The 12,880-nt window shown below is 64.1% G+C and carries 6 protein-coding genes; 4 read left to right on the top strand and 2 right to left on the bottom strand.

Features of this window, described 5'->3' with window-relative positions; all coding sequences use genetic code 11:
* From AB0G63_RS38340 to AB0G63_RS38325, 4 genes are all read left to right on the top strand, one after another.
* Positions 1-483: transposase (locus AB0G63_RS38340; RefSeq protein WP_360760301.1), on the top strand; the 483-nt coding region annotated here is incomplete at its 5' end.
* A 273-nt stretch (positions 484-756) separates the two neighbouring features.
* Entirely contained in the window at positions 757-2,589 is a 1,833-nt protein-coding gene (locus AB0G63_RS38335; protein ID WP_360760298.1) for a hypothetical protein, read from the top strand.
* Complete coding sequence (locus tag AB0G63_RS38330) at positions 2,589-4,022, top strand: hypothetical protein (RefSeq protein ID WP_360760295.1); 1,434 nt, start codon at positions 2,589-2,591, stop codon at positions 4,020-4,022. The genes AB0G63_RS38335 and AB0G63_RS38330 overlap by 1 nt, the downstream gene beginning before the upstream one ends.
* Positions 4,019-9,067 (top strand): FtsK/SpoIIIE domain-containing protein, encoded by a 5,049-nt coding sequence (locus AB0G63_RS38325; RefSeq protein ID WP_360760292.1) that lies wholly within the window; start codon positions 4,019-4,021, stop codon positions 9,065-9,067. The genes AB0G63_RS38330 and AB0G63_RS38325 overlap by 4 nt, the downstream gene beginning before the upstream one ends.
* Positions 9,068-9,228: 161 nt before the next feature.
* Here AB0G63_RS38325 and AB0G63_RS38320 read toward each other — a convergent pair whose 3' ends face one another.
* The gene (locus AB0G63_RS38320; RefSeq protein ID WP_360760289.1) at positions 9,229-10,605 is read right to left on the bottom strand and encodes an IS1380 family transposase; all 1,377 of its coding nucleotides are present in this window, start codon (positions 10,603-10,605) and stop codon (positions 9,229-9,231) included.
* Between the two features lie 204 nt (positions 10,606-10,809).
* On the bottom strand, positions 10,810-12,126 hold the full coding sequence (ltrA, locus tag AB0G63_RS38315; protein WP_360760286.1) for a group II intron reverse transcriptase/maturase: 1,317 nt from the start codon (positions 12,124-12,126) through the stop codon (positions 10,810-10,812).
* Positions 12,127-12,880: the final 754 nt, after the last annotated feature.

Below are 12,880 nucleotides of genomic sequence, written 5' to 3'. Positions count from 1 at the left end.
GACGGCTGGCCCAAGGGCATGCGGCTGATCGTCAGGAAGGAACGTCCGCACCCCGGGGCCCAGTTGCGGCTCACGGACGCGGACGGCATGCGGCTCACCTGCTTCGCCACCAACACCTTGGGCCGGCCGATCGCCGAACTCGAACTCCGTCACCGACTGCGGGCGAGGGCCGAGGACCGCATCCGCGCCGCCCGCGCCACCGGCCTGCGCAACCTGCCCCTGCACCGCACCGCCCAGAACCGGATCTGGCTGGAGATCGTCCAGCTCGCACTCGACCTGCTGGCCTGGATGCCGCTGCTCGCCCTGACCGGCAGGGCCAGGCTCTGGGAGCCCCGCCGACTACGGCTCCGCCTGTTCACCGCGGCCGGCCAGCTCGTGACCACCGGTCGACGACGGATCCTCCGCCTGGCCCGGCACTGGCCCTGGACCAGCCACATCACCGCAGCCCTCGACCGGCTCGCACTCCTGCCGAACCCCGGATGACCAGCGGATTCACCCGACCCTACGAGAGAACCCTCCAGCCGGAGCAGTGGAACCCGGCGTCCACCCGAGACGACACTCGGGACCTCAGTCTGCCCAGCCTCAGCCCACGGCACGAAAACGGCCCACCGACTCCGTCGACGGACCGTCATGCAAGATCGAGGCTAGCGAACCAGGCGCACTTCGGTCCGCTGGCACCATATTTGATCTACCGTCAACAACGCTGCCCGTTAGAATCTTTCAGCGCTCCTTGCCCGGTCGACGAAGGACAGCCGCATGCCGCTCGAGGTCAACAAGCACGTCCAACGGATACGCAGTTACCAACCGTTCGATGATGACACCTCGGAGATGATCTACGAGCGAGCAGACCGAACGCAGTCACTGTTCCGCGTCGCGACGCTGGACTACCTGCTGAGCGTCATCGAGGCACCGAACACAAAGACTATCGTCCTCACCGGGGACGCTGGGCATGGCAAGACGAGCCTGTGTGCCAGCCTCTTGCTTGAGCTGTGGGTCGACGACGAGACGATCCCACTAGATGTCCGCAAAAAAGCCATCTTCAACGAACTGACTCAGGCCGGCAACGCCAGCCGTCCTCTCGGCCAGACACGCAGCGGGCGCCCCCTGTACATCCTGAGGGATCTCAGCGAACTTGATGCGAAGGCAGGTGCCCAAAAGCTCGTCGAGCTACTCGATCCTCCGGACGAGGGCGTCGCGGTTATCTGTGCAAACGAGGGCCAGCTACGTGCGTGCGTCGCCGAAGACGACAACCTCGACGACAGCGGCACAGGATGCGCCAAAATTCTGGTGAGGACTCTCACGGACGGCATCGCCCGTGGGCAAGTCAGCAGCCTCGATGGCACAGTCATTGTTGTCAACCTCAACTACCAGTCTGTAGCAGCCGAAAGCGGCAACGGTGGCTTCGTTCCTTGGGTTCTAAGGCAGTGGACGACTCCCCGATGGTCGCGGTGGAAGCAATGTGAGACCTGTGACGCACAGGATGTCTGCCCAATTCTGGCGAACCGGAACGAGCTAAACGATGCCACCCACGGGCCCCAGCGCCGGGCTGCGATCCGGGACCTATTCGCTGCGGCCGAACGCACCGGAGCCGTGGTCACAACCCGACAAGCGCTAGCAGTGATCAGCTACATGCTTACCGGTGGTCTGTCTTGCGAGAGCGTACACGCCAAGTACCAACGGTCGCACTCAAACAAACTGTGGCAGGCGCCCCACCTGTACCACCAAGCGCTATTCGGCGATGTGTTGACCGAGCAAAAACGCCATCGGGTGCCTGCCTTTTTCGCGCTGCGCAAGCTAGACCCGGGCAAGGTCTCTCGTCGCCAGGTCGACGACCGCCTTGACCCAGACACCGTCGGCCGCTTCCCTCCCATGGATCCCAAGAGCTTCCTGCAAAAGGCCCGTACGATCCGGGATGCGCAGAAGCAGGCCGAACAGTTGCGGGGGTTGTACACGTTCCTGCGGCGGGCTGACTTCTTCAACAGCACCGACAACAAAGACCGGTTCGCCCGACTGGGCCTGCAGGCCGGCGACGACTTCGTCAGTGTCCAGAACAAGGATGGGGATCCGGCAGACACCACAGTGCGAGACCGCTTCCTCAAGGGCCTGGAAGCTGTCCAGGGTATCCACCGGGCTGGAAGCAACCCTGACTTCCTCATACTTGACCCGGCCTTCTTCGCCCATCGCGCCCGCGCAGCCGTGATCTCCCGACGAGTGTCCAGCAAGGGCGTTGAGGTGGTCGACCAGGTCACCCAGTGGCAGAAGGAAGGACGCACGAGCGACACCCCAGGGATGCGGAACGCTGTTGAATGGCTCAACCGCTCCATCTACATCCGTATCCCAGCCGTCGACTCCGACCAGGCCGCAGTCTCGGTCGAAGTGGATCTTCTGCGCTTCGAGTTGCTGACGCGGTGGGCCGCAGGCCTGCGTAGCGAGGTCCAGCACGAAGCCGAGATCCGTGGACTGAGCGGATCCCTGGCAGAGCTGGCTGACTCATCGAACAAGGACGACGAGATCCAGGTACTGGTGGGCAATGTCATGAGAAAGCTCATGATCGACGTCGGCGACAAGATCAGGTCGGTGCGGGCGTAATGGCTAATCGCTCCAAGGCAGAGGTCGTCCGTCGCCTCTTCGGTGTGAATCTTGAACAGCAGGGCCGCGGCTTTTACGTCTCGCTTGAGATGCTCGCGATCGCCCGCGGTGTCTACTTGGCACATCAGAAGGACCCACAGAAGCACGCAGGACTGCTGGACGACGGAGACAGAGTCGCCTACACGAGGACCTCACACGACTTGGCTCGGCGGATCGCGACCAAAGCATCCATCGCTGAAGGCAACGAGGAACTCGGTAAAGCGGTCGAGCTGGACTCCCCCGAGACGCTGGAGACGCTCCATGCCCTGTTCTCGTCCCTGTTGGTCGAGATCCCTGGGCGTCGCAGTCAGCCGAGCTGGTTCGGGGCGCACATCTATCCGTTCGTCGGCGAACTCATCCACTATGACGCAGTTGATCGACAGGTCAATCAACGCGGTGCCTCCCCCAAGAAGCGTGAACAGGCCCGCAAGCTAACTGCCAAGGTCAAGGCTCCTAGCATCGAGCGCTATCTCTTCCGTGATGGTGGGGGCTGGGCCTACAAGGTCCTTCGCAGCGACCCAGATCCTGTCCGCAAGGAGGCTACGCGACGGGGACTGGAAGACCTCGTTCGAGACAGCGGCACCCCGTTGGGCAACCTCGCCAAGGCCCTAAGCGCCCACGACTTCGACTACGACGAAGAGCCCTACGAAGACGATTCAGAAAGAGACATTGAGCTGTACGAAAACCTCAGCCCGTGGCCTGGCCTGCTGAGAAATGGGGCTCGTAACATCGTCGCCCGGACTGCGACACCCAGAGCCAAACGCACCGAGAGTCTCATGCACTGGGTCCCCTATTGCTTGGCTCGCCACCAGCTTCACCTCGCACGCAGAAAGCTGGGTTCTACCGATAGCGACTCGATCCTGTTGGACTTCGGCAACGAGGCGACCCCGCTGCGCAGCGAGTCGCAGAAGGCTCTCGCCAGTTTCCGCAACGACATCGGCAACGCGATCAACATCCAGGCCCAGGAAATGATAAGCGAAGCCGAAGGTGACGAGGCTAAGAAGGGCCGTTACGAGCGATTCACCAAGGAGACGGACAGCGCAGTCGCATCGCCCCGAGCATTCTTCAGCGAGACCCTCGCCGCTGTGGGAGCCCTGAACGCCACGGTCGGGCGTCGACATTTCACTATGAAGCCCCCCATGCTCGAGGCACTGGCATCTGCCACTGTCCCGCATGGCACGGAGATGGAGTTCGACCGGTTTTGTGCCCTGCTGTACAAGAACTACGGCCTAGTAACTGAGAACAAGGTCGCGTCTGAGAGCCCGCTGGCTCATGAGATCGACTCGTCAGTCCTTGCTCGCAACGGCAAGGCGTTCCAAGGGAAGCTGGCCGCCATCGGCCTGCTCACTCAGTATTCAGACTCGACCAGCATGGTACGAGGGGAGCCCCGGTGACCGACAGCAGCATCCGAGCCCTCGGTCGATTCGTCGCCGATGAAGCACTACGCAAGGTCGCTGAATCTAGCGGGGCTCGTGTCCGCTTGCGTGTCAGCGGGTTCGATCAGCAGACCGTGGCCGAGGCCCTCCGTCACACGGCCAAGAGACTGTCGAATTCTCCGGAACTTCAGGTGGTCGTCAAAGTCGGCACGTCAGAGCAGATAGACGGCGTACCTGATGATTTCCTGCTGAATCGGGGAGACCAGCTGACCAAGTGGCGAAATTCCGTGCAGAGCGCGGCGGTATTGCTGTTCGAGTGGGGGCAGTCTCCGGATGAACAGGGCCTTGCGGCCATGAACGTCCTTGACGATGCCGCAATCCTGGGTGACCACCATGACACCTCCGGCGAGCACGGATTCGGCAGGTTCATGGCAGACGCATGGCGGGAGGCGGGTGGCAGCGGCACCGTTCCGGCCCCTATGGCCGATTCTCTGCCCAACATCTGGCGTGCCGTCACCGATGAGGATTCCCGTTCCTTGCACCGCTGGGCAGCTTTCCTGGTCGAGACTGCGCAGAAGGTCGTAGCCACTCGGGTCCACACCCCTGATGTCGTCTGTGCTGAGATTTCTGAAGCCTTGCCCGCTCTTGGTCTCTTCCCGGACCGAAACCTCTTCGTCAAGCCCGCCGCGCTGCCTGCCCGGATAAAGAAGAATGTCTGCGTCAGTGCCTTCAAGCAGCCCAACGGCAAAGAAATTGCCGCGGAAGACCTGATAGACCGCATCACCACGTCTGAGTTCACTGAGGAATCTCTGGCTCACATCGGAGCAGACTCAGAGACTATCAAAGCCCGCATGCGCAACCTTGTGCTCAACCTCAACCGCAGTGGGCCTGATCTGCAAGATCGTCGTCAGCTACGATGTGGGCACGACCTGGCCCTCTGGCTCGAGGTCTTCGAGCAGAAGTCCAAGAAGATCGGCCTTGGGCAGCAGGTACGACAAGAGATCGAGAAAAAGGCCGCAGAACGAGTCGACGACTTCGACGCCATGATGATCGAAGAAGGGCTTGACCGCGGAGACCAGGAATCCGCACAGCGCTTCCTTGACGAGGCTCCCATCAGTGGCACTGATGCACTGGCCGACCTGCTGTCCAAGCGTTCGCGCCGCAAGGTTGAGAAGCTTGCCTTCCCGGACTCTCAGCTCGTCCAAGACCCATTGCGAGCTCTGCTGCGCGAGCTGACCTATTTCAGCGACGAAGAGGAAGGCACCGTCGTCGTCGGACTTGAAGGCAATCAGGAAGCCGGGCGGTGGAGCCGCTGGTTGTTCGCTTTCCTGTACGCACGCACCCTGGGTGACATCCAAGACTCCACCGGGCTTCGCCTGACTCTCGAGGTGAAAGACTGCCTGTTGGATGTGACGAAGCCGACCGTGCCGGAGGCCGGCGAAACCCAGGAGCCATTCGACCTGAACACCGAGTGGGCACCTTTGCGCTTCCTGGTCGAGATGGACGGCGCCGCCCAGCGACGTTTTCGCTGGGACCCTTTGAGTATCCCCGGGCAGATAGCCCTGGCAGCCCTCATCGACAGCTGGCGAAACATCCCAGGGCATGCCAGCGATCTGACCTTTGACACCTTCCTCGAGAAGTTCAACGACCCTCGGCAATGGCAAGTCGACGAGCCTACATCTGCCCCACAGCCTCATTTTGCTGGCCAACTGGAGAACCTCAAGCGGGAGCACTTTGCACGGCTCCGCGAAGGGCTCGACGCCGGGAACATCAACGATTACGTACGCGAGTGGGAAGGCATCCTCCGCGAAGCGCGCACCGCCCTGGTTCCCAACAACGCTCCCGACGAAGACCTTAAGGCCGTCGTCCTGACCGACGTCGTCAGGCTGGCCGATCACCGCATGATGATGCTGGCCACCCACCCGCTGAAGCTGCGATGGCTGGCGCGGAACTACACAGAGACCGCCCGAAGCATTGAGACAGCCCTAAACAAAGATGGGGGTCTGAGCCTCAACCAGGAGAACGAGGATCTCTTCTTCGACGCTATCGATCGCATCTCTCCACATGGAACACCGGCAGTCCTCGTCGGGCCGAACGGCACGGTCGCCATTCCGATGCGGGAATCGGCCGGACACGAAGAGTACGCACCGGTCCGCCATGGCGGCAATGAGTCTAAAGAATGGCTCTCCAGCGTCGACGAGGCCGCGATCGATGAGATGGTCCGCGTCATCACCGACTACCTGACGACCTACCCCCACAAGCTCGACGGCCTCCGCGTACTGCTTCTGGACCGCAACGGCGATCCCGTCCTGCCAATGCGCGTGGCCAAGCAAGTACGGGCAAAGAACCCCCGTCTGAAGGTTGATCTGGTCGTGCTGGCCCCTCAAGCTACCCATCACGAGATCATTCAGGGGTTCGACCTGTATTTCTCCGGCGCGGAGATGTCCGAGGACAGCTTCCTGCCCGATGTTCAGCTCATCCTGCAGGCATGGGAGCCCGAGCACAAAGCAGACCTGTCTGGGCTGGACGACACCGTAGACCTCGTCCTGGCTCCGGCACTGTTCGGCACCCAGACCAGCATCAAAGAGAGCACAAAGAAGGAATCCTTGTCGGGCTTCTTCAACCCCTGGAAGCACGCGGCCTCGCACAATCTGGCTCAGACCAGTGAGAATGTCGTGAGAGCGCTGTTGCCCGAAACCGCCGACGAGGCTCTTGAGTCCTGGTCCACCTTGTGCGTGCGCTATGACCGCCGTTCTCCGGTCTCACGGGAGAGTGTCGACGGCATCGACTACTTCGAAATGCAGGTGCAATTCGACCAGCATCAAGACTTGTTCGCCGATCTGCACCGCCTAGCCCACTGGGTCGTTACCCTCGACAGCTTCATTGGTCGTGAGCAGATCGATGCATTGCGCAACCGCCCTGACGTCATTCTCGTCAAGCCGAATGTCGGCAAGAACGAGTCGTACACCCTCATTGTCAGCTCGCAGACCGGCCGGCAGTTCGTGGTCCAGCGATTGCGCCGTCGCCTGGAGCAGATCGGTGTCGTCACCCCGCAAGATTCCGAGGGCACCGCCAAGCGGATCTACGAGGTCGGTCGCAACGTAGCTCCTGGCGCCGTGCTGCGCTCTCTCGGTATCGGCACCACGGTCAACGAAGTCGTAGGCCTAGTTGCCACACGGTTCGTCATCGACCAGCAGTTTCCCGTCTCTGAGCAGGAAACGAGCCTGGTGACCTGGATTAGCTTCGACGAGCACCATCGCTGGTTCGGCCGCGGACACAAAACCCGGGCCGATCTGGGCCGGTTCGTACTGACCGTCCAGGACGACGGCACGGTTCGCCTGGATGTCCTGGTCGCCGAGTCCAAGTTCCGCCAGACCTTCGACGTCGGTTCGGCTGAGGAACAGCTCAACCGCACCACTGACCTGTGCAGGGATGCTTTCCGCTCGGACGGCGAGGCTCGCCACGACCGTCCCTTCTGGCTGGATGAGCTTGCCGCCGCAATCGCTCAGACCAGTGGAAACGTCCTGGACGCGGCAGACCTTCCAGCTCGCGCCTTGATCGGCAATGACGATCACCGTCAGGTTGAGGCGAAGGTTCTTGATGCCCTCCGCTCCGAGCAGGTCCAGCTCGGTCAAGTCACCGGTATTGCCGTGGCCGTCTCAGCCGAGGACGATCAATCAGCACCCGCGGTCGGACGCCTCGGCAAGCACATCTTGGTGAGGCTGAACAAGCACGAACTGCTGAACCTCATCGGCGCTCTGCGCGCCAACCAGGACCCCATCCACACCGACCCCCTTGTTGTATCTGAGGACCACAGTGGGACCGTGAACGTCCCCGATACTGGCGTCGAGACCTCCTCAGCAGGAAGCGCCGCCGAACTGCCTACTCCGGAAGAAGCGGCGGCGCCTTTCGAAGTTGTCGGAGCAACTGCTCTAGCAACCACGCCGAGCAAGGTAGTTGTGCAACCCCCTGCCACAGAGGCACGTCCTGTCCCCCTGAAGGCTCATCGCGGTGGGCTCTCCGAGGAGGAGCTGAGGCTTCGATACAACAAGGTTGTCGACGTCTTCGCTCGCCACAAGGTCCTGGTGACCGCCCCGGAGGTAGGCAAGTGGCAAGAAGGACCGGGCTTCTACATCTTCCGGTTCATCCCCAATCCTGGGGTCACTGTGGACAAGCTGACCAACCGACGCGACGAGATCTTCCTGGCCCTGGCACTACCCTCCGGGTTCAGCATTCGCACTCGCAGTGACCGCGGCTCCGTGCTCTTCGAGATCCCCAAGATCGACGACGAGAAATACGGAGTCGACGCCAAGGCGCTATGGCAGCAGTGCCCGGCCGATCCCGAAAGCCTCATCGCCCCCCTTGGCGCCGACATAGAAGGCAACCCGGTCGCTATCGACCTGTCCTCAGCGGACTCACCGCACTTGCTGGTGGCCGGCACTACCGGGTCAGGAAAGTCTGTCGCCCTGGACACAATCCTCAAGGGCTTGGTCCGGTACGACAAGAGCACCCTGCGACTCCGCCTCGTCGATCCCAAGGGCACCGAGCTTGTCGACTTCGAGGACGACCCCCACCTTGATGGCACGATCGGTATGGACGCCGCAGATGCCATCGAGATCCTTGAGGAAACCGTCGAAGAGATGACCGTGCGTTACAAGGACATGAAGGCTATCCGCACACGCAAGCTCGTCGAGTACAACGCCAAGGTCGATAGAGCAGACCGAAAGCCCTGGATCGTCATCGTCCTGGACGAGTACGCCGACCTCACCAGCGATCCCGAAGAGAAGAAGAGAATCGAAGCGCTGCTCAAGCGCCTCACGCAAAAGGCCCGCGCTGCGGGCATCCACGTCATCGCTGCCACACAGCGCCCGAGCGCGGACGTTATCTCGACAACCATCCGCTCCAACTTCCCCGCCCAACTGGCCCTGAGAGTCAAGACCTCGACTGACAGCCGCATCATTCTGGACGAGACCGGCGCTGAGGCTCTGGCCGGACAGGGGGACGCCTTCCTGCACACGGCCAAGGGCACCATACGAATGCAGGTTGCCTACGACGGAAGCTAACCTCGAAGTTTCGTGACGGTCCGCCGACGGAGTCGGTGGACCGTTTTCGTTCCGTGGGCGAAGGCTGTGCAGGCCCGGGGCCCGAGTGTCGCCTCGGGGTGGCGCGGGGTTCCACTGCTCCGGGTGCTGAGCTGCTGTCGTAGGGACGGGGAATCCTTTGGTCATCCGGGGTTCGGCAGGAGTGCGAGCCGGTTGAGGGCTGTGGTGATGTGGCTGGTCCAGGGCCAGTGCCGGGCCAGGCGGAGTATTCGACGGCGGCCGGTGGTCACAAGGTGGCCGGCCGCGGTGAACAGGCGGAGCCGTAGTCGGCGGGGCTCCCAGAGCCTGGCCTTGCCGGTCAGGGCGAGCATCGGCATCCAGGCCAGCAGCTCGAGAGCGATCTGCACGATCTCCAGCCAGATCCGGTTCTGGGCGGTGCGGTGCAGGGGCAGGTTGCGCAGGCCGGTGACGCGGGCGGCGCGGATGCGGTCCTCGGCCCGGGCCCGCAGCCGGTGACGGAGTTCGAGTTCGGCGATCGGCCGGCCCAAGGTGTTGGTGGCAAAGCAGGTGAGCCGCATGCCGTCCGCGTCCGTGAGCCGCAACTGGGCCCCGGGGTGCGGACGTTCCTTCCTGACGATCAGCCGCATGCCCTCCGGCCAGCCGTCCAGAACGTCGCCGGTGAGTTCGGCGACCCAGGCGCCGTCGCGGATCTCACCGTCCGCCTCGACAGCGGGCGTCCAGGCCGATGCCGGAACCTTCAGCACGCGGCTGTGGACCTGCTCGGTGATCACCATGCCGACCGAGTAGGACAGCCACCGTCCCCGCTGGGCGAGCCAGGCGACGAAGTCGTGGGTGCCGCCCGCGGAGTCGGTGCGGATCAGGGTCCGACGCCCGCGCCGGTACTTCTTCGTCAGTTGGGCCAGGGCCAGTTGGGCGGCGGTGATGTGGTCGGCGGCCGTGTTCGATCCCGCGTTGCCCGGTCTGAGCAGCGCCGCGACCGGCTCACCCGTGCCGCCCGGTCCGTGGTCGACGAACCCCATCAGCGGGTGGTGCCCGTAGGTCCGCTTCCACGTGGGTGCGGCGTCCTCCTTGTCCGAGTGCGCGATCACCAGCACCCCGTCGAGATCGACGGTCACCGACCCGCCCGCATCAGGCGCTTCCCGGTCGGCCAGCTGCCAGGCCCGCTGGCGTGCTTCGGCCCGCGCGGCACGGATGGCCCGCAGAGCTTTCTCGCCGGAGGCTGCGAGGGTGTCGATGAGGCGGGAGACCGTCGGGTCGGAGGCCACCGGCCCGAACACGGCCGGCTCGGCCCGCAGCATGCCGACATCGGCCAGGCAGTCCCCGCCCAACGCGACCGCCAGGGCCACGTCCAGCAGGATCTTGCCCGGATCGTGCACCGCCCGAGCCTTCCGCCACGGCGTCAGCGCCGCCGATATCGCGGTGTCCAAGCCGGCCTTGCGGACGGTCTCGACCAGCAGCACGCCCCCGGCCTGCGAGACCACCGCCCGGCCGCCGCCCTCGATGCGGACACGCGGGTACAACCCGATACGCTTCTTCACCCGGAGAGTGCTTCTTTCCGTGCAGCCAACAGGACCCTAGACAAGTCCCATCGTTGCAGGTCAGGAGCACTCTCCGCTTATTTGATCAAGCCTCGGACACTCCACCTCGTGTAGGGTCGGGGGCTGGCGCGGTGGCGCAGTACGTACGCTCCGTTTCCAGCCCCCGCCGCATCGAACCGTGCGTGCGGTTCTCCCGCACACGGCTCACCGACGCCGTTCACCACCGGCATTCGGCCTGCCCCGCCAGTCCCGGAAGGGTCTGGGTGCAACGACGGTTCCGTGCAGGGCGATCAGTCCCAGGGAGTCCTCGGCGGCAAAGGCGACCACTGCCCAGCCGAACTTCCTGGTGCGCCGGTGCTTCTTGGCGAGGAACCCGCCGATCCGCATCCGCGCGTACGAGCCGATCTGGTCGAAGACATGGGCCGAGTTCCCGAACCGGAAATACGCAGCCCAGCCCCGCAGGAACGCGTTCACGTCCTCCACGGTGACCTTGACCGGCCGCAACAGCCTGCGCCGGTCCGTCAGTTCACGGATCCGGTCGCGGGCATGCTGCATCGCCCTGTTCGAGGGCCAGCGGGCGAGGAAGGCAACCGGACGCCGGTCACCGCGCGGCCGGGACATGACCCACCGATGGTGGAAGCCGAGGAAGTCGAACCCCTCGCCGCCCACCCGCAGGTGCACGATCCTGGTCTTGGCCGCCTTCGGCTCCAGGCCGAGTTCGGCCAGCAGGCTCCGAAGCCGCTCCAGTGCGGCTTCGGCCTGCACGCGGCTGGCGCACATCACCACCACATCGTCGGCATAACGCACCAGCACCCCGTGATCCCGTGTCGCCCACGCCCGGTCCAGCCGGTGCAGATAGACATTGGCCAGCAGCGGGGAGATGACCCCGCCCTGCGGAGTGCCGGACACCGGCCGACGGACCTGTCCGTCCTCCATGACCCCGGCACGCAGCATCGCGCGCAGGAGCTTGAGGACCGACCGGTCGCAGACGCGTTCCTCGACCGCCTGCATCAACTTCTCGTGGTCAATCGCCTCAAAGCAGTTGGCGATATCCGTCTCCACCACCCAGCGCCTGCCCCGCCACGCCTCGTCCACGAGGACCTGGAGGGCATCGTGCGCCCCGCGCCTGGGCCGGAACCCGAACGAGCACGGGAGCATGTCGGCCTCGAAGACCGGCTCGAGCACGATCTTCAACGCGGCCTGCACGATCCGGTCGCGGACCGAGGGAATCGACAACGGCCTCTGCTCCGCGGTGCCGGGCTTCGGAATGAATACCCGGTGCGCGGGCAGCGGCCGCCAGCGACCTTCCCGCAGTTCCGCGGCCAGTTCATCAAGGAGCCGGTCAACGCCGTACTCCTCAACTTCAGCCAGAGTGGTGGCGTCAATGCCCGGCGCGCCGTTGTTGCGGCGCACCGTCACCCACGCGCGCCTCAGGACGTCCCTGCGGTGGACCTTGTCCCCCAGCGCGTGGAACCGCCGTCCGGGATCGGCCTTGGCCGCCCGGTAGAGCGCATGCTGCAAGGCTCGGACCGGATCCAGCTTCAGGGATCCCGACGTGGCGGAACTAGCCGAAACGGCACTCACCAAGCCCCTCCAGACAACCTGCGCACCGACGAAGCAGCGGCCCTTCCCTGGCCGGCGGTTGTGTTGTCCGCCGGCTCGTCGCGGTACTACGGCCGCCTCCGACGCCCACCCGGCCCGCGCCCACTTCCCGGGGATCACCCGGTTATAGGACGCGCAGCTTCCGGCAGCACCTGTCCGCAGGCCGCCGGGCCGGGGAGGGCCTCCCCAGTTCCCGCTGTCACCGTCGCAACGTTCCATGCCCCATACGCCGGGGAGTCCTTCACGGCTGCATCTCCAGGACCTTCGCCGCTTCCATGGCCTTCGCCCTGATTTCGGGGGCTCGGCACTCCCTGTCCCCGCCCCGAGAGGCGGGCCTCTAACGACGCCGCAGGCTTCGCGTGATGCTACGGACCGCTGCTTTGCTCCCCCTTACAGGGCTTTCGACACTGGGCTTCGACACCGGGCGTTTCCCCCCGGCGCCGCCAGTCTGCTACCGGGCCTCCTGGCAGCTACCCGGACCGGACTTCCACCGGCAGGCGACAACGAGCTTACGACTCAAGATCAGCTACAACACGAAGACCTCCGAGTCTGCTGGGCGCGCGAAAGCGCGAGGCTAACCTCAATACCAGTGACTTAGTGGCCTGGCTTCGCGGGTGTCTTTGTTGACGGGCTGATCGGGGCGGTGCGCCAGTGCGGGGCGATGGCCACGTCG

This window comes from Streptomyces sp. NPDC020996 (assembly GCF_040641355.1).
GTDB lineage: Bacteria > Actinomycetota > Actinomycetes > Streptomycetales > Streptomycetaceae > Streptomyces.
This window is presented reverse-complemented; position numbering and strand designations above follow the sequence as displayed.

Excerpts from the sequence above, each read along its gene's own strand:
- AB0G63_RS38335 (WP_360760298.1), top strand. The coding sequence starts at position 757 with ATGCCGCTCGAGGTCAACAAGCACGTCCAACGGATACGCAGTTACCAA.
- AB0G63_RS38330 (WP_360760295.1), top strand. The coding sequence starts at position 2,589 with ATGGCTAATCGCTCCAAGGCAGAGGTCGTCCGTCGCCTCTTCGGTGTG.